General features: G+C 42.1%; 21 protein-coding genes, 1 tRNA gene, 1 riboswitch and 1 other annotated feature. Of the genes, 3 read left to right on the plus strand and 19 right to left on the minus strand.

Annotation, left to right across the window (positions count from 1 at the left end; translation table 11 throughout):
- Window positions 1-29: 29 nt before the first annotated feature.
- Window positions 30-479, minus strand: coding sequence for a cupin domain-containing protein (locus WSWS_RS06385; RefSeq protein ID WP_070230487.1), 450 nt, complete (start codon window positions 477-479; stop codon window positions 30-32).
- 349 nt (window positions 480-828) lie between these two features.
- On the minus strand, window positions 829-1368 hold the full coding sequence (locus tag WSWS_RS06390) for a YagU family protein (protein ID WP_070230488.1): 540 nt from the start codon (window positions 1366-1368) through the stop codon (window positions 829-831).
- Between the two features lie 310 nt (window positions 1369-1678).
- Between WSWS_RS06390 and WSWS_RS06395 the strand changes: the two genes are divergently transcribed.
- Window positions 1679-2020 (plus strand): MmcQ/YjbR family DNA-binding protein, encoded by a 342-nt coding sequence (locus tag WSWS_RS06395; protein ID WP_070230489.1) that lies wholly within the window; start codon window positions 1679-1681, stop codon window positions 2018-2020.
- An 82-nt stretch (window positions 2021-2102) separates the two neighbouring features.
- Here the strand turns inward: WSWS_RS06395 and rpmA are convergent, their stop codons facing one another.
- The 3 genes from rpmA to WSWS_RS06410 all read right to left on the minus strand — a co-directional run bounded on the left by rpmA (window position 2103) and on the right by WSWS_RS06410 (window position 3455).
- Entirely contained in the window at window positions 2103-2414 is a 312-nt protein-coding gene (gene rpmA, locus WSWS_RS06400) for a 50S ribosomal protein L27 (protein ID WP_070230490.1), read from the minus strand.
- 26 nt (window positions 2415-2440) lie between these two features.
- Complete coding sequence (gene rplU, locus WSWS_RS06405; protein ID WP_070230491.1) at window positions 2441-2743, minus strand: 50S ribosomal protein L21; 303 nt, start codon at window positions 2741-2743, stop codon at window positions 2441-2443.
- A 26-nt stretch (window positions 2744-2769) separates the two neighbouring features.
- Window positions 2770-2840 (minus strand) — a sequence feature (ribosomal protein L21 leader region).
- 63 nt (window positions 2841-2903) lie between these two features.
- Window positions 2904-3455 (minus strand): XRE family transcriptional regulator, encoded by a 552-nt coding sequence (locus WSWS_RS06410; protein WP_237342581.1) that lies wholly within the window; start codon window positions 3453-3455, stop codon window positions 2904-2906.
- Between the two features lie 81 nt (window positions 3456-3536).
- On the opposite strand from WSWS_RS06410, the gene WSWS_RS06415 reads away from it, so the two are divergent.
- Window positions 3537-3608 (plus strand) — tRNA-Arg (locus WSWS_RS06415).
- Between the two features lie 152 nt (window positions 3609-3760).
- On the opposite strand, the gene WSWS_RS06420 is transcribed toward WSWS_RS06415, so the two are convergent.
- From WSWS_RS06420 to miaA, 8 genes are all read right to left on the minus strand, one after another.
- Entirely contained in the window at window positions 3761-4498 is a 738-nt protein-coding gene (locus WSWS_RS06420; protein ID WP_070230493.1) for a 3-oxoacyl-ACP reductase, read from the minus strand.
- Between the two features lies 1 nt (window position 4499).
- Complete coding sequence (locus tag WSWS_RS06425; protein ID WP_070230494.1) at window positions 4500-5051, minus strand: QueT transporter family protein; 552 nt, start codon at window positions 5049-5051, stop codon at window positions 4500-4502.
- An 8-nt stretch (window positions 5052-5059) separates the two neighbouring features.
- A riboswitch (PreQ1 riboswitch) is annotated at window positions 5060-5104 on the minus strand.
- Window positions 5105-5156: 52 nt separating this feature from the next.
- The gene (locus tag WSWS_RS06430) at window positions 5157-5657 is read right to left on the minus strand and encodes a dUTPase (RefSeq protein ID WP_070230495.1); all 501 of its coding nucleotides are present in this window, start codon (window positions 5655-5657) and stop codon (window positions 5157-5159) included.
- Window positions 5657-6649, minus strand: a complete 993-nt coding sequence (locus WSWS_RS06435) for a hypothetical protein (RefSeq protein ID WP_070230496.1) — start codon at window positions 6647-6649, stop codon at window positions 5657-5659. Before WSWS_RS06435 ends, WSWS_RS06430 begins: the two co-directional genes overlap by 1 nt.
- The gene (locus WSWS_RS06440) at window positions 6642-7535 is read right to left on the minus strand and encodes a hypothetical protein (protein ID WP_070230497.1); all 894 of its coding nucleotides are present in this window, start codon (window positions 7533-7535) and stop codon (window positions 6642-6644) included. The genes WSWS_RS06435 and WSWS_RS06440 overlap by 8 nt, the downstream gene beginning before the upstream one ends.
- Window positions 7536-7707: 172 nt before the next feature.
- Window positions 7708-9054 carry a type I glutamate--ammonia ligase gene (gene glnA / locus WSWS_RS06445; protein ID WP_070230498.1) on the minus strand — a complete coding sequence of 449 codons (1347 nt, stop codon included), beginning with the start codon at window positions 9052-9054 and terminating at the stop codon, window positions 7708-7710.
- Between the two features lie 25 nt (window positions 9055-9079).
- A complete protein-coding gene (locus WSWS_RS06450) occupies window positions 9080-9424 on the minus strand; it encodes a MerR family transcriptional regulator (RefSeq protein WP_070230499.1) in 345 nt (114 codons plus the stop codon).
- A 71-nt stretch (window positions 9425-9495) separates the two neighbouring features.
- Window positions 9496-10416 (minus strand): tRNA (adenosine(37)-N6)-dimethylallyltransferase MiaA, encoded by a 921-nt coding sequence (gene miaA / locus WSWS_RS06455; RefSeq protein ID WP_070230500.1) that lies wholly within the window; start codon window positions 10414-10416, stop codon window positions 9496-9498.
- Window positions 10417-10550: 134 nt separating this feature from the next.
- Between miaA and WSWS_RS06460 the strand changes: the two genes are divergently transcribed.
- The gene (locus WSWS_RS06460; RefSeq protein ID WP_070230501.1) at window positions 10551-10733 is read left to right on the plus strand and encodes a DUF3042 family protein; all 183 of its coding nucleotides are present in this window, start codon (window positions 10551-10553) and stop codon (window positions 10731-10733) included.
- Window positions 10734-10774: 41 nt separating this feature from the next.
- On the opposite strand, the gene WSWS_RS06465 is transcribed toward WSWS_RS06460, so the two are convergent.
- From WSWS_RS06465 to WSWS_RS06490, 6 genes are all read right to left on the minus strand, one after another.
- A complete protein-coding gene (locus tag WSWS_RS06465; RefSeq protein WP_070230502.1) occupies window positions 10775-11155 on the minus strand; it encodes a rhodanese-like domain-containing protein in 381 nt (126 codons plus the stop codon).
- Window positions 11156-11254: 99 nt separating this feature from the next.
- Window positions 11255-12208 carry a CAP domain-containing protein gene (locus WSWS_RS06470; protein ID WP_070230503.1) on the minus strand — a complete coding sequence of 318 codons (954 nt, stop codon included), beginning with the start codon at window positions 12206-12208 and terminating at the stop codon, window positions 11255-11257.
- A 316-nt stretch (window positions 12209-12524) separates the two neighbouring features.
- Window positions 12525-13505, minus strand: a complete 981-nt coding sequence (locus tag WSWS_RS06475) for an ROK family glucokinase (protein ID WP_070230504.1) — start codon at window positions 13503-13505, stop codon at window positions 12525-12527.
- A gap of 173 nt (window positions 13506-13678) precedes the next feature.
- Window positions 13679-13894 carry a YqgQ family protein gene (locus WSWS_RS06480; RefSeq protein ID WP_070230505.1) on the minus strand — a complete coding sequence of 72 codons (216 nt, stop codon included), beginning with the start codon at window positions 13892-13894 and terminating at the stop codon, window positions 13679-13681.
- 2 nt (window positions 13895-13896) lie between these two features.
- Window positions 13897-14598: a rhomboid family intramembrane serine protease gene (locus WSWS_RS06485; protein ID WP_070230506.1), complete on the minus strand. Its 702-nt coding sequence runs from the start codon at window positions 14596-14598 to the stop codon at window positions 13897-13899.
- On the minus strand, window positions 14582-15151 hold the full coding sequence (locus tag WSWS_RS06490; protein ID WP_237342582.1) for a 5-formyltetrahydrofolate cyclo-ligase: 570 nt from the start codon (window positions 15149-15151) through the stop codon (window positions 14582-14584). The genes WSWS_RS06485 and WSWS_RS06490 overlap by 17 nt, the downstream gene beginning before the upstream one ends.
- Window positions 15152-15252 lie beyond the last annotated feature (101 nt).

A 15252-nucleotide genomic window follows, 5' to 3' on the forward strand; every position in this document is an offset into this window, starting at 1 on the left:
TATTAGACGACATTTACTTAAAGCTGATTTTACTCGTTAGTCCCTTCTAATGGTCCTTCTTGCGTAATCGCTTCTTCTTTAGTTGCTTCGGTGACTCCATGATCATGCTTGACCGGTGAATAGATGGAATAACACTTCATCACTTCATCACCAGCATTGATAATATTGTGCCATGTGTTGTCCGGAATAATCACTGCTTCACCAGGATAGATGTCACGATCAACGGTTAATTTTTCCTTATCCGTTCCCATTTGCACATGACCAACTCCCTCAACTAGATAAATGAATTGATCATTACCATGATGGATTTCCATACCAATATCCCCACCATGTGGTGGAATAGCCATTAATGTAACTTGGAAGTGATTCCCCGTCCAAAAAGTTGTCCGGTAGTTGGTATTTTGCTTCGCAGCTTCACTAAGGTTCACAGCAAATGGACTTGGTCCAAAATCTTTTAGTTCCAATTTGTTATCAGTCATTGTCTTATTCCCCCTTTTCAACTATTATATTACACGATGACACAAATTTGTAACATGATTACAAAAACATGTGCATTTTCGATAAAGTGTTTCCAAGGTACCACCACAAATTGATGTACAGTCATGCAGCTCATCCAAACGTGAGCGCCACCCCAACCGGCCAGCTATCATGAACTGGACATCACACGCGTGACAACAGCGTTATCTGAGTAACCAACAAAAATGCCCGTGTTCCTGAACACGGGCATTCCTTGTAAATGATATGCAATCTCTTGCTACTGACTAGATGTCTGGCTGTAATCTAAGCTAGCAATCTTTGCTTTAATATAGTACGTATAAACATCTTATCTTAAATGTTTTCGAGCTTGCCTGTCTTATCCTTAGCAATTAGATAATATACCGTCGCTGCAATTGCCCACGCCCAGACGATATGCCCGAAAAATTCTGAAAAATGCTCATCAAATGGTTGGTTCCAAGGTGCGGGGATCGTCCCAACAGCTGGCATCAAGATAATATGCCACACAACCCATAGGACAATACCATACAAAGTACCTTGCCACATACCAATTTTAGGCCAGTACTGAGAAATGAACACATAGACTACTGAAAATGCAATGGCAAAAGAGAAATGTAAGAGCAGAGTGAACCAAAAAACTTTTTGATCCTGTGAATAATAAACGAATGATTCCACTAATTTTTTAGGTATTCCCAACTGCATCGCCATGTGTTGTGGTGGATTAATTAGATTTCTGGCAATTGTACGTGGTGGAAAAATACTTTCCCACCCAATTTTAACCATACCAGAAATCATACCAGCAATTAAACCATACCAAATACTCTTGATACTGATTTCCTTAAAGCTTGCGCCCGGTTTTTTCAAAGAAAACATACTACTCCTCGTTTCGTAAATAAATTAATTTATTCACAAATTTTATTAGATTCACACTCTTTTGTCAATAGCAGTTTTACAATATTGATTTGTATATTATATACCAATTAAACATATCCGATATAGTTTATATAATCTTATTTTTATTAAAAACAAGATGCTCTGTACTCAGTAAATACACTTCAAACTATCTTAAATTGTGAAAAAATTCATAAAAACCATAGATTTGCATGTTTTTTAAATCAGCCTGATCTTATAATTAAATTAGCGGGAGTCGTTAAGTCGGCCGCCTAACAAAAGGAGTTATCTAATGCATCGTCAGGAATTAATCGATCTAGTTAAACTAACGACCCATTCATTTGAAGACTACCCGTTTAATACTGCCCATCGTCAAGATAAAATCATTTGGACGGTGATGAGGCGAGTCACAAATCAAAAAATAATCGCGCTGATCTTTGAGAAGAATGACGCCTTAATGATCGACCTGAAACTAACGCCCGACCATGGTGAAATCATGCGTCAGCGCCAGGGCGTCTACCCAGGATACCATATGAATAAAACGCACTGGAATAACATCATTGTGAATGATACAGATCTTTCAAAAACAGAATTAATCAATATGATTAAGGAGTCTGATCGATTAACCTCATGATTTACTGAGGATCATTGGGTAGACAAAAATCCCCGCTATCTCTATGAAATAGCGGGGATTTATTAATTTATCGTAAATTATATTACTTAGCAATGATTGCCTTGTACTCTTCACGAGAAACAACTGATACTTGGCGCTTGTCACGACCCATACGGCCGAACTTTACAACACCATCAGTCAATGCGTACAACGTGTCATCGTTTCCACGACCAACGTTTACACCTGGGTAGATGTGAGTACCACGTTGACGGTAAATGATTGATCCAGCCTTGATATCTTGACCATCAGCACGCTTCGTTCCAAGACGACGTCCTGCTGAGTCACGACCGTTGGCAGATGAACCACCACCCTTGTGGTGGGCAAGCATCGTCAAGTTAGTCAAATTCAATTGCATGATTTTATCCTCCTATATTCGATGTCTTAGGCAATCGTGTCAATGACAACCTTAGTATAAGGTTGACGGTGACCTTGCTTACTGTGTGAATGCTTCTTGGCCTTGTACTTGAAGGTAACAACCTTCTTTTCCTTACCTTGCTTTTCAACAGTAGCTGTAACTGATGCACCTTCAACGTAAGGGGCTCCGATTGTGCCGTCGATGTAAACGACCTTATCGAAAGTAACCTTTTCGCCTTCAGCGGCATCTAACTTTTCGACGTAAACTACGTCGCCAGCGGCAACTTTATATTGCTTACCGCCGTTCTCAATGATTGCATATGCTGCCATGAGTCTGTAGACCTCCTAATAAAATGTATGAAACTTAGACTCACCTCACCCGCGGGCCATGCCACTTAATACAGGATTCGAGTGGTTGCAGTTTGCGGGGTTTCCACAAACACAACAAAGCTATTATATTACTATTACCCTGATATATCAACCTTTTAAGTTACATAATTGTATAATTAACTAAGTAATCAAAATAAATGAGTTGATCAGTGATATCGATCAACAATCCTTCGCGTTTGTATAATACCAAACGCCAATCACTCACCTTATTATTATGCTTTTCGTCAATAAATTGATTCAATGTACCATCATGATTCAATAAAATATAGCCGGCAAATTCATCCAAGACTGCCGGTAACTCATCAGTTAGACGCTCAATACTTGGTGTCGGACCATCTGATGTAAACAACGCAATCGCAAACAAACCCAATTCAGGTCGGGTATTATTAAAATACCATTTAAAAACCATCAGATCACTCATCGTTAGCCCAATGTTCATTAAGTAATCGACACTCAACCGAAAATGAATCGGTGGCTCATTTTTTGGTAATGCAGGGACATGAAACTTTTCGGCATAGTATTCCGCAAACGATTGCCATTGTAAAGGTGTCGGTTGCGTTTGCCCAGTCTCAAAGGCATGTAGTTCATCTGTCGTCATTTTCAGGTCTGCCGCAACTGCTTGCGGATGTAACTGAAAGAAATTTCGTATCATCGCTAAATTATTCATAACATTATTATATTACAACTGTTGTGGTGTTTCATTTTTTTGATACAATAGATAAGGTTAGATTTTGCCCCTGTAGCATAATGGATAGTGCAAAGGAGTTCTAACCCTGGGATGGGGGTTCAATTCCCTCCAGGGGCATTCGCAAGGAATTTGTAGCAAAAATTCCACCAAAATAAAAGGCCATACCGCATGTTGGTATGGCCTTTTTATTCTTCAGGTAGTCATCTATTGGCAATATAATGATTCCTACGTGGATCAATACCATTAAATTTCGCTCATTAAACATCATTTTATTTAATTGTCCAACCACCATCAATTGTGAACACCTGTCCCTGAACATAACGGCTTGCCGCACTGGTCAAATATAGGGTTAAATCAGCTACTTCTGTGGCTTGAGCCCACCGTTTGACAGGTGTTGCTTGGGCAACTTGCTTAGCCATGGCACCATCCCCAGCAAAATCAGCTGCATTCATCGGCGTGTCAATCGCGCCAGGTGCAATGGCATTAATATGAATACCAAAAGCGGCATAATCCAAGGCTAACTGCTTCATCCAACCAACCAAGGCATGTTTTGAAGTTGTGTAGGCACTACCACCACCGCCAGCAATTTGACCAGCAATAGATGCCATATACACAATCTCACCAGCGCGTCGTTCAACCATTTCAGGCAATATTGCCAGTGTTAATTGAACGGCCGCATAGACATTCACCTGCATGAAATGTTGTATCTCATGCAGATTAGTCGCTAAGGCTGGTCGAAAGGTATCCAAAATCCCCGCTGTACTCAAGAAGATATCGATTGTATCCAGGATTGGTCGCTGTGCTTCAATCCAATTTTGCAAACCTAATTCATCACCTAAATCCAGCTGCCAGGTGTGCAACCGATCATGCTGAACCAGAATTGGTTGTACATCGAGTGCAATGACCTCGGCGCCCGCGTTTAGATAGGTTTCCATTTGTGCAAGCCCAATTCCTGATGCCGCCCCAGTAATTAAAACCGTTTGTCCTTGATAGTTTTGATCAATCATTTTATTTACTCAAATCAATTGTTTTGTTCAAAATATAAATAATCACCCCGCCGACAATCAACGAGAATAATTCACCAGGAACCACACTGATATAGTATGCCAACCATTGTGCGAAGATGCCACCATGTGAGCCAGAAGAAAATGCACCGCTTGCGCCAATGTTAAAGGCGAAGACAAATTCACCAGCTAAGATAGCCATCCCAATTGTCGCCACAACAACCGTACTAGTAATAATCTTGGCCAACGCATTCTTCATATTGCGGGTCAAAAAGTATGTGATGGTGGTCATGATGACCGTTCCTAATGTACCAAACACCCAATCGATCCAGCCAAGCGGTGACACTAAATTAGCCAATAGTACACCCAACCCCAATGCGACAATGTAACGCTTATTCCAGGCTGCCAAATGGTTTAAACCTTCCGACAAACGTAATTGAACCGGACCAAAACTGAACGGCGCGATCATCAAAGTGATTGCCGCATACAAAGCTGCCACAACTGCAACCAACGCAACGTTACGTCCTTGACCAGTTGTCTTTTTTTCATTTACCATATCTTTTTACGCTCCTAGTTTTTTTGAGTGGGATGGTTACGAACCACTGCCTTTCATACTATCAAAAAAAGGAAGTACCGGCAACCAAAGCTGATACTCCCTCATTTAAACGGTTTTCAAAAGGCGCCGAATCGCTTCATCTAGAGTTGCTGGGCTAATCTTCAATTCGTTCAGCCCTAACTTTAAATATGAACGCCAAGCATGCGAAAAATCAGCATGTCGCTTTTGATGATAACTATTGAGCAACATCGTTTCGATACCAATAAACTGATGGTTTAATCTCATTTGTGGAAAACGCGCAAATACTGCTAAATCAGCTTCTTCCAGATTGATCAAATGCGTCCATTGTTGTTTTAAACTAATCAACAACATTTGAACGACACCGCGGGCATAAAGGGTGACTAACGCCTCATCGTCATCGGTGGGACCAGGCACGTTCAGATTCACTGAATTTGTCGCCACCAGCAACTGGTTTAATGTCACACTCATATTAAGATAATCATTTAGCAAAATATCTTTGGGGGCGATAGGTGTCGCCCATTCGGCCGCGACCTCGCGATACATATCCCGGGCAGCCCGCAAGTAGAAAGGAAAATCAAGCTCCATTAGTACATCTCCCGCGGTAACAACAATTCAACCTTGACACCCGTGGCCTCAGTACGTTTGCGTACCCCAACTTTAAAAACTGATTCACGGGAGGCAACTTCAATCGTTTTACGTTCTCGTAGATACCACACACCAATGAATTCGTAATCAAGCAAGACATCAAGTAATGACACAGCATCCGTGCCATCAACTACTTGGAAATGCCATTCCTGGCCACCAATGGCCGCTAAATTACGCTCATAAAAGACCCGCAGCTCAACGCCATGATCCAAAACCATACCCGCGCCATTATGAATACCCTGGAGAAAATAATGAGACTCGGCTGAAAGGATAAATAAGCGATCAATCATGCCAGCCGGCATCTCACTTTGCACCATTGGATAGAGAAAACTATCCTTGGTTTCGAGGATATTGTAATCTACATCGTATCCAAATGTACGTTCCATATAGCGTCCAAATTCTAGTAGTAAATTAGCCAAGGGACGAATGATGTTAGCAGCCGCATGCGTGCGATAATTAGCTACTAACAGGTTAGTAATCGCATGAGAATTAAAGAATAGCCCCTTACGCTCTAATGACCAGTAGAATAATTTTTCGCCGGTACCCATTTCAGTGAAGTAGGCACCACCATGCACATTGTCGTCATTCAAAACGAACTGGAAAACACCTGGTACCGTTAACCCCTCGATCACCAAAGTTAATTCTTCACGATCTTCCGGCGTTAAAATATCAAAGTTATCAATGCCGGCAAATGTCAAAAAACGATGCATAGCCATCATATACCAATCAACTTGCTTAAATTGACGTGGCACGACTACCCATTCCGTTGCTAATTCTGATGTCACAAGTGCACTGGCAACATCATGAACGATAATGGGGTCGCTGGTTTCTGACAACAAGCGAATTTTACCCAATTGGGCTTCGATACTGTGTACATCAGCTGTAAGTAAATCCACATAAGCAGATACATGATTTTGTACGTGATCAGACATGTAATAATCCTCCCTCAGCACCTAATTCCTTTTCAGGTAATTGACTAACATAGTCCTTATATAGATTCTTAACCGCATGCTCAAAGTCAGCAAAACTACCAAATGTTTCGTTAATGGCGCGTTGCTCATACAGCAACACCGTATCCTCTTTTGAGTAGTACAGAATCAAGTTGTTATTTTCAGCAATTAATTCTGGTACTTGTGACGCCTTTTCATCAAGCGCATCTAACTGTGATAACCGGGCCTCAACTTGGGTACGCCGATCCTTGGTCTCTTGTGATTGGAATAACCCACGTTTATCGTCAAGTTGTTGATACTCAGATTGCAAAATGCGGCGTTCTTCATCACGCGCCACCTGCTCATCCAGCAATTTATGCAACCCTTCGTTGGTCCGCGTCGCATCTTCAATCACATCACTATGGTAGCGCCGATTAACCGCTGCCAAGGCCACTGACTTAGCCAACATGTCATATTCTTCATCGCCAAAGATGAAATTGACCGTCAACGGATCCAAAATACCAAAGCGCCGGCGATCCCACCAATTACCAAATTGCAATTGATAAACCCCTAGTTCATCTTCTTCATAATAAAAGAACGGGAATTTTTCTTGGAGGTATTCAATTAAGTGCTTAGCCAGGTGGTGCGATAATTCATCCTGAATATCACTAACTAGACGTGACTCAGTCTGGTTATCAACTGCCTCGGTCGCACCTTCAATTAATGCTGCATACTTTTTTGTATTCAACAATTTATAAACTAATCGATCATTATCTTCCGCCACAGCTTGTTGCACATCACTCAAAAATTGCATTTTGGCACGTAATTTTTCAGTAATGGTGACCAAGTTATCAGGAATTTCCGTTTTTAGATATGGTGTCTGTTCCATGGCAAACCTCCATGTATTTGCTTATTTTTAACGCTTAAGTCTAGTTTACATGATTGCCGTAAAATTAGCTGGATTTGCTGTGACCCTATTTTCTTTCTTAACAGTATTTAAGAAATTTAGTCTTTTAATTAGCTCAAAAAAACACCGAACGAATCGGTGCTGTTTCTGCAAATTAATATTGTTCAAAATAGGTGTCAAGTTCCCATGCTGAGACTTCTTGACGATATGATTGGTATTCTAAGCGCTTCGCTGAAATAAATGCTTCAGCAATATGGTGTCCCAATGCGCCCAAGATAGTTGGGTCTTCAGCCAAATCGTTGACAGCTGATAACAAAGTATCAGGTAAGTCAGTGATACCAGCGGCACGACGCTCTGATTCATCCATCAAGTAGATATTGCGATCAACGGCATGCGTAGGCTCCAACTCACGTCGAATACCATCCAACCCAGCTTCCAAAATCGCCGCAAAAGCCAGGTATGGGTTGGCCGTTGGATCAACTGAACGCAATTCCAAACGCGTTGAATTACCACGTGAAGCAGGGACACGCACCATTGGTGAACGATTTGAACCTGACCAAGCCACATATACTGGGGCCTCGAAACCAGGTGTCAATCGCTTATATGAATTAACGGTTGGATTAGTCAATGCCGTATATGCCGTGGCGTGGTCCAAAATACCACCCAAGAAGTTATAGGCCGTCTTTGATAACTGCAGGTCACCTGTTTCGTCAAAGAAGGCATTACCAGTTTCATCAAATAATGACATATTTGTATGCATACCGTTACCGTTAATACCTGACTTTGGCTTTGGCAAGAAGGTTGCATAGTAACCATATTGACGGGCAATAGTTTTAACAACCAACTTGAAAGTCTGGATATTGTCCGCGGCATCTAACGCGTCTGCATATTTAAAGTCGACCTCATGTTGTCCTGGGGCAACTTCGTGGTGTTCTGCTTCAATCTCAAAGCCCATCGCTTCCAGTTGCAAAACAATTTTACGTCGCACATCATTCCCCATGTCCAATGGTGCAAGGTCGAAGTAACCACCCTTATCATTTAATTCAGTCGTAGGGTTACCGTTTTCGTCTAACTTAAACAAGAAGAATTCTGGTTCAGTTCCCAAGTTGAAATTCTTGAAACCAGCTTCTGTCATTTCTGACAAAACACGCTTCAAGTTACCACGAGGGTCACCAGCGAAAGGCTGACGGGCTGCTGTGTAAACGTCCGCAATAAGTCGGGCAACCTTACCCCCATTTTCATCCGTTGACCATGGGAAAATCATGAAAGTTGACAGGTCTGGGTAGAGATACATATCAGATTCTTGGATACGTACGAACCCTTCGATTGAAGACCCATCAAACATCAAGTTGTTGTCCAAAACTTTTTCTAGTTGTGAAACAGGCACACCAACATTCTTGATTGCACCGAAAACGTCAGTAAATTGCAAACGCAAAAACTGAACGTTTTCGTCTTTAATGATGTTACGGATGTCATCTTTAGTATATGCCTTACGGACCATGTTACTTCTCCTCTGTATAATAACCCTAGAAATGTGATTGATTGCCAAATCGCCCAATCTTCAAGAACTCATCTTGCAATGCATTCCGCAATGCCGCATCTGAGGATGCTTGTTGGCGCCGGATGATTTGCTTATGCTCAACTTCACGGATCTCCGAAATCGTATACCCCGCGTCAAGATAGTCCGCAATTTCCAACAGTCGATCCACGTCATTTAACGAGTATCGGCGTTGTTTACCCGCACCGCGCTTTGGTGTGATAAGTCCCTGTTGATCGTAATATCGAATTTGGCGATCAGATAGGCCAGTCAACTCACGCACAACACTGATGGGAAGCACTGCCATCTCGCGGCGTAATTCCTTTTCACTCATACGTTCGTGACCTCCTTGTATGCCTATATTCTAACAAATAGCGTAACAGAAAAAAGCAACCATGTCAGCTTTTATGACATGGTTGCTTCAATATCGGCAATTATTCGGTTCATTTCTGATGGATCACTCACTAAATCGTACCAGTGAATATCATCAAATTGGTTATTAAACCATGTGATTTGGCGTTTTGCATACCGGCGAGAAGCCTGTTTCAGTCTTTCAACAGCTGTTTCTAAAGATTCCTCATCAGTCAAATAACCGAACAATTCCTTATATCCAATCGCTTTTTTTGCGGTACTGTCATCTGGCAACGCTAACGCCAGGCGGGCTTCGTCTAACAGACCGGCTTGGATCATTTGGTCGACCCGCTGATTAATACGGTCATATAAGACATCCCGTGACGTGTTCAAGCCAATGATGTATGCGTCGTATTGGCGCTGTGGTTTTGGTTGTTGCGCTGAAAATGGCTGCCCGGTATGATCACTCACCAGCAATGCGCGAACTAATCGTCGAATTTGACCAGGTAAGATGCGGTCCGCACTGACAGGATCCAACTGACGTAAGGCCGCCCGAACGGTTGCTTCCCCTTGCGTCGATGCAATCTTCGTCCATTTTTCGATGAAGGCTGGATCTTGCAAATCATGTACCTCGGCTAAGGGACGATCACCCAGGAGTGCTTGCACGTAAAAACCGGTGCCGCCAACTAAAACTGGCAGCTTACCACGTGCACCAATGGCCATTATTTCATCCTGTGCCGCTTGCACGAACTTAGCCACTGAATAGGGCTCAGCAGGCTCAGCAATGTCAATCATGTGGTGTGGCGCTTGCGCTTGTTCAGCCGGTGTAGCTTTAGCTGTGCCAATATCTAACCCGCGATAAATTTGCATGGAATCACCTGACACAATTTCACCATTAAAATGTTTGGCTATTTCCAATGATAAAGCTGTTTTCCCCACGGCGGTTGGTCCGACAATGACGATTAATTTTTGCATAGCATGTCCGCTCCTCGTTCTTTTCAAAAAAGCCCTGTAATCTTGCTATCTCATCCGCCTTTTTCCATGCATCCATGCTAAAATGGAACTATATTAAAATATTAAGATTTGTTAAACATCTTGGAGGATACATCATGAAGAAGTTTGGACTAGGTGTTATTACCGGTGTCGTTGCTACTGTCGCCTCAGCTGCAGCTGGTTTGTTTGCATTCCACAAGACAGTTGTTGAACCAGAGGAACAACGTGAAGAAAAGTTCACAGAAACTGAAAAGAAGGCTGCCCGCAAGATTGGCGCTTCACACACACCACGTTTCTAATTATCAAAAAGCGGCTGAAAATTTTTCAGTCGCTTTTTAAATTACTTTTTCTTACCTTCATACTTCGCAAAGCCACCCTTTAAGACATACATGTCAGTGTAACCTTGTTTCTTAAGCTTGCTAACCACTCGCGCAGCGACTTGATTGTTGCTATCAACAAAGAAGACCGGCTTATCTTTACGAATTGCGCTCGCATTTTGCAGTAACATCGTTGCTGGAATGTTGCGTGATCCTAATACATGCTCCGCCTTAAAGTCAGCACCATCACGCAAATCAATAATTTGACCGCCATGTGATTGCTTTTCAAAAGCAGCACTTTCCAAAACAGTGGCATTTTGCTTCAGGTTAAAACTCGTCCAGAAATACATTCCAACGGTCCAAACAATCCACAAGATAATAACAATTAATAATGCTTGTAACATACTACTCACTCCATCATTTTCAATATATCTATTTTAGCATATACAAAAAGAGTTAAGACGGCGCTTAACTCTTTTTTCAATCATTTTGCGACTATTGAATTACTTTGCTTCACCGACAAATGTTCCTGTGGCAGCATCATAACCAAAACCGACCTTAGTGATTGAAGCGCTTAGCTCCCAGTCACGATGACCAGTTCCACTAGCAGATTGCATATTTGTTTCATTGTACCAAGCATTAATTGCTGCAGCCCCAGAACCAAATTGGATAGCAATGACTTCATAACCATATGATTGGGCCCAGTGCGCTGCATCAACCGTTCCCTTTAACATATTAGCTCGCATTTGTGCGGTCGCTGCTAAACTAGCATCATATGAAACTGGTGATAAACCATGCTGTGCACGCAAAGCGTTCAGAGTAGACAAAGCTTCTGAGAACGTACCCGCAGTACTTGCAGTTGTACTCGTTGTTGTTGTTGTTTGCTTAGTAGCTGTCGTTGTCGTGCTTGATGCTGAACTTGAAGTTGTGGCTGTCGTTGTTGTCGCCTTAGCTGCTGAACCGGTCAACTTCAGTACTTGACCTGCATAAATAATAGTATTTTGTGAACCCAAGTTGTTGTATGACACCAAGTTATCAACTGACACACCCGTCGCAACGGCAATTTTTGATAAGTAATCACCAGATTGCACGGTGTATGATGTAGCATCTGCTGAGACGCTAGTAGCTGTCGTTGTCGTTGCACTAGTGGTGGTAATCTTCAAAGTTTGACCAACATACAAGTAATCAGTCGTTGACATGTCATTGTTCGCCGCTAAGTTGCTTACTGATACACCAGTTGCCCCAGCAATTGAAGACAATGTATCGCCTGAATGAACTGTATATGAACTTCCTGAATCATAGTTAGCTGCTACTTGATCAACCGTATTGGCAGTCCAAGTGTCCGCAGATGCCTTTGGCTGGTCTGTGAATGGCACCACTGCGCCAACAACTGATGCGGCAGCTGCTACCCAAAACTTGCCTGACTTATATAATTTCTTTTTACCTTCGTTTTGCATAAACACTTAATCTCCTTGATTGACTCCCTATATAACAAGGCACACTCACGATACGTTAATATTATCAAGGCCATTTGACAGTTACATTACCGCCCGACAACATAAACTTAAATTAAATAAAAACTTTTCAAAATTTAATTAAATTACGGTAAACATTGCAAACATTACTATAAGCAGCACGGTAACCATTTTAATGAGGCCGTCCCGTGTCAGTATCTCATAGTTTATTAATAATCTGTTTCAACGTCAACCCATTTTTATTTACAAAACAAAAACACCCATCATGTCGAAATGATAGGTGCTATTTTTTACATAATTATGCAGTGATCGTACGATCTGAAATACGAGCCAATGAGGCAGCACCATATGCACCAGCATCGTTACCCAATTCAGCCAACTTAATTTCAGTGACATCACGTGTTGACTTGAAGGCAAACTTTTGGAAGTTCGTCTTGACACGGTCCAACAAAATCTTACCCGCAGCAGAAACACCACCACCGATAACAACTGCTGAAGGGTTCAAAATGTTTGAGATATTTGCTGAAGCATATCCCAAGTAGTACCCAACCTTATCAACGACTTCGTTTGCCAAGAAGTCACCTTCTTTAGCTAAATCAAAAACAATCTTTGATGTGATTTCATCACCGTTATCAACCATTGCCTTCAACTTTGAGTTACCAGCGTAACCTTCGGCAAAGTCTTGGGCCAAGTGAACGACACCCGTGGCTGAAGCATATTGCTCCAAGCAACCGCGGTTACCACATGTACATAGGTATCCATCAGGTTCAACAACCATGTGGCCAACTTCACCACCGGCACCAGAAACACCATGGATCAACTTGCCTTCATTAATCAGGCCACCACCAACACCAGTACCCAAAGTGATAAATACAACTTCAGGGGCATTATTACCGGCACCACGCCATTGCTCACCCAAAGCGGCAGCGTTAGCGTCGTTATCCAAAGTTAATGGCAAGCCCGTTCCGGCTTCGATTTGCTCACGAACGTTTTGGGTTTCCTTCCAGTTCAAGTTGAAGGCACCCTTAACAGTTCCTTCTTCAATATTAACCGTTCCAGGTGTACCCATACCGATACCGATAATGCGTTCCTTATCCAATTGGTACAAGTCCAAATGGTGGTTAATTGAATCAACGATGTCAGGTACAATATGTGAACCCTCATCCAGGATGTTAGTCTTGACTGACCACTTTTGTTGAATTTCACCTTCAGCAGTCATAATGGCAAACTTGATAGTTGTTCCACCAAGATCAACCCCGATTAGCTTATCTTTAGCCATGTTTATTTCCTCAAACAATCTCAAATAAATTTAGTTGTAAACTTATCAACGGAATTAATTATACGCTTATCGGCTCAAAAGTAAACGTTTTCATTCGGTTTTCAAAAAAGAAAAAGTCTTAAAAACCCGTTGCAGCTTTTACTAATTAGGTCAAATTCTTGCCTAAATTTAGTCTAATAACCACGTTCACGTTTAACTTCTACTTCATGTTCATGCGCTAACACCAGTTTGATCTTGGCATAGTCTGCATTATCGATTAACCCACTCCGCCACATGTTATCAATTTCCAACGCCGCAAACTCAATATCCCATAATCGTTTACCAACATGGACGTAAGTATCATATTTTTTTAAAAGTTCCAAAACATCGAAAAAATTTTGATATTTCATTATCAAAGCCTTCCTAAAGCAAGCATGAAGCCAAGGGCTACAAATAGCACTACCCCGATTATGGCAACCATCTGTAAACGCCAATTAATTTTGATCTGGCGCATGTTTGGGTTTTTCACAAGTAATATTGGCGTCAAAAGCATCCCCATGATCCCACCACCAATGTGTGCTGCAAGATCAATACCTGATTGAAACAAAGCCATAAAAATCGAAAGACCAACTAATAAGCCAATAATGCGTGCTTCGCGTTTCCAAAAGTCATTGTCCCGGTCCAAAAAACCAAGCGCAATCATGGCACCAAATAGACCGTAAATACCACCAGAGGCACCCGCTGAGACCCCATTCATGGCGCCAGTCCCTAAACTCAAGAGATTACCAGCCATGACACTCAAAACAAATAACACTAAATAACGTAAGTGGCCAATTTGCCATTCGAGTAATTTACCGACAAAATACATCACCACCAGATTAAACAAGAGATGCGATGGCGAGACATGTAAGAAGCCCGCCGTCAGTAGCCGCCACCATTCACCGCGTCCCACCACTGCGGGATAGTATTGTGCGCCATCTTTGAAAAGTACATCAACATTGATGATCAATCCAAATGACTGTATTACTTCATATAAATATACAAGCACCATCCCAAAAATTAAACTTAGGTTGACCGGTTGTAATTTAAAATAGTTTTTAACTTGTTTGTTCACGAGGCCCCCTTATAACAATCACTTCGTCCATAGCCACATCAGTCTCTTCAACTGCCCATGTGCCAGCTGGCACAATATTTTGTTCAATTGCCAATGCTAGTTTATACCCCGTTGTGCGCGGCAGGTAGCGATCATAGTAACCGCCCCCAAATCCAATTCTTTGCTGTGCTTCATCGTAGCCTAATCCTGGCACGATGAGTAAATCAATCTCATTAGGCATAACGATTGGCGCATCGATTGGCTCTAACATGCCAAAACGATGCCGCGCATATTCCGTACTGGTCGTTACTTGATAGAAATCCATTTGTCGCTTAGGGGCCACCTTTGGTACCACCACGCGTTTTCCTTGTATTAATGCGGTGTGGATGAGTAATTGAGTTGGCAGCTCTTCATCTTGTGATAATGTCACGGCCACCGTTTGTGCAGTTTGCCAGCGGGGATGTGCGGTCACTAACTTAGTCATCTCTTGCATCATGACTATCCGCTGGATGTCACTTAAGGTTGCTAAATTGCCACGAAACTGTTTGCGCAATGTTTCCTTATCGATCATCATTGTACCCCATGTCTTATAATTGCTAATACTTTAACACCGAACGCCTAAGAATGCTATGTCATCGCCCTAAAAAAGAGGCCAGAAACTAATTCCAACCTCTT

Source organism: Weissella soli, assembly GCF_001761545.1.
GTDB lineage: Bacteria > Bacillota > Bacilli > Lactobacillales > Lactobacillaceae > Weissella > Weissella soli.

What these genes read in the sequence shown, in the direction of transcription:
- WSWS_RS06490 (WP_237342582.1), bottom strand. Translation starts at nt 15,151, where the DNA reads ATGATGATCGATAAGGAAACATTGCGCAAACAGTTTCGTGGCAATTTA.
- WSWS_RS06410 (WP_237342581.1), bottom strand. Translation starts at nt 3,455, where the DNA reads ATGATACGAAATTTCTTTCAGTTACATCCGCAAGCAGTTGCGGCAGAC.
- WSWS_RS06475 (WP_070230504.1), bottom strand. Translation starts at nt 13,505, where the DNA reads ATGGCTAAAGATAAGCTAATCGGGGTTGATCTTGGTGGAACAACTATC.
- WSWS_RS06440 (WP_070230497.1), bottom strand. Translation starts at nt 7,535, where the DNA reads ATGGAACAGACACCATATCTAAAAACGGAAATTCCTGATAACTTGGTC.
- miaA (WP_070230500.1), bottom strand. Translation starts at nt 10,416, where the DNA reads ATGCAAAAATTAATCGTCATTGTCGGACCAACCGCCGTGGGGAAAACA.
- WSWS_RS06395 (WP_070230489.1), top strand. Translation starts at nt 1,679, where the DNA reads ATGCATCGTCAGGAATTAATCGATCTAGTTAAACTAACGACCCATTCA.
- glnA (WP_070230498.1), bottom strand. Translation starts at nt 9,054, where the DNA reads ATGGTCCGTAAGGCATATACTAAAGATGACATCCGTAACATCATTAAA.
- rpmA (WP_070230490.1), bottom strand. Translation starts at nt 2,414, where the DNA reads ATGCAATTGAATTTGACTAACTTGACGATGCTTGCCCACCACAAGGGT.
- WSWS_RS06435 (WP_070230496.1), bottom strand. Translation starts at nt 6,649, where the DNA reads ATGTCTGATCACGTACAAAATCATGTATCTGCTTATGTGGATTTACTT.
- WSWS_RS06385 (WP_070230487.1), bottom strand. Translation starts at nt 479, where the DNA reads ATGACTGATAACAAATTGGAACTAAAAGATTTTGGACCAAGTCCATTT.
- WSWS_RS06425 (WP_070230494.1), bottom strand. Translation starts at nt 5,051, where the DNA reads ATGGTAAATGAAAAAAAGACAACTGGTCAAGGACGTAACGTTGCGTTG.
- rplU (WP_070230491.1), bottom strand. Translation starts at nt 2,743, where the DNA reads ATGGCAGCATATGCAATCATTGAGAACGGCGGTAAGCAATATAAAGTT.
- WSWS_RS06460 (WP_070230501.1), top strand. Translation starts at nt 10,551, where the DNA reads ATGAAGAAGTTTGGACTAGGTGTTATTACCGGTGTCGTTGCTACTGTC.
- WSWS_RS06480 (WP_070230505.1), bottom strand. Translation starts at nt 13,894, where the DNA reads ATGAAATATCAAAATTTTTTCGATGTTTTGGAACTTTTAAAAAAATAT.
- WSWS_RS06390 (WP_070230488.1), bottom strand. Translation starts at nt 1,368, where the DNA reads ATGTTTTCTTTGAAAAAACCGGGCGCAAGCTTTAAGGAAATCAGTATC.
- WSWS_RS06430 (WP_070230495.1), bottom strand. Translation starts at nt 5,657, where the DNA reads ATGGAGCTTGATTTTCCTTTCTACTTGCGGGCTGCCCGGGATATGTAT.
- WSWS_RS06420 (WP_070230493.1), bottom strand. Translation starts at nt 4,498, where the DNA reads ATGATTGATCAAAACTATCAAGGACAAACGGTTTTAATTACTGGGGCG.
- WSWS_RS06470 (WP_070230503.1), bottom strand. Translation starts at nt 12,208, where the DNA reads ATGCAAAACGAAGGTAAAAAGAAATTATATAAGTCAGGCAAGTTTTGG.
- WSWS_RS06450 (WP_070230499.1), bottom strand. Translation starts at nt 9,424, where the DNA reads ATGAGTGAAAAGGAATTACGCCGCGAGATGGCAGTGCTTCCCATCAGT.
- WSWS_RS06465 (WP_070230502.1), bottom strand. Translation starts at nt 11,155, where the DNA reads ATGTTACAAGCATTATTAATTGTTATTATCTTGTGGATTGTTTGGACC.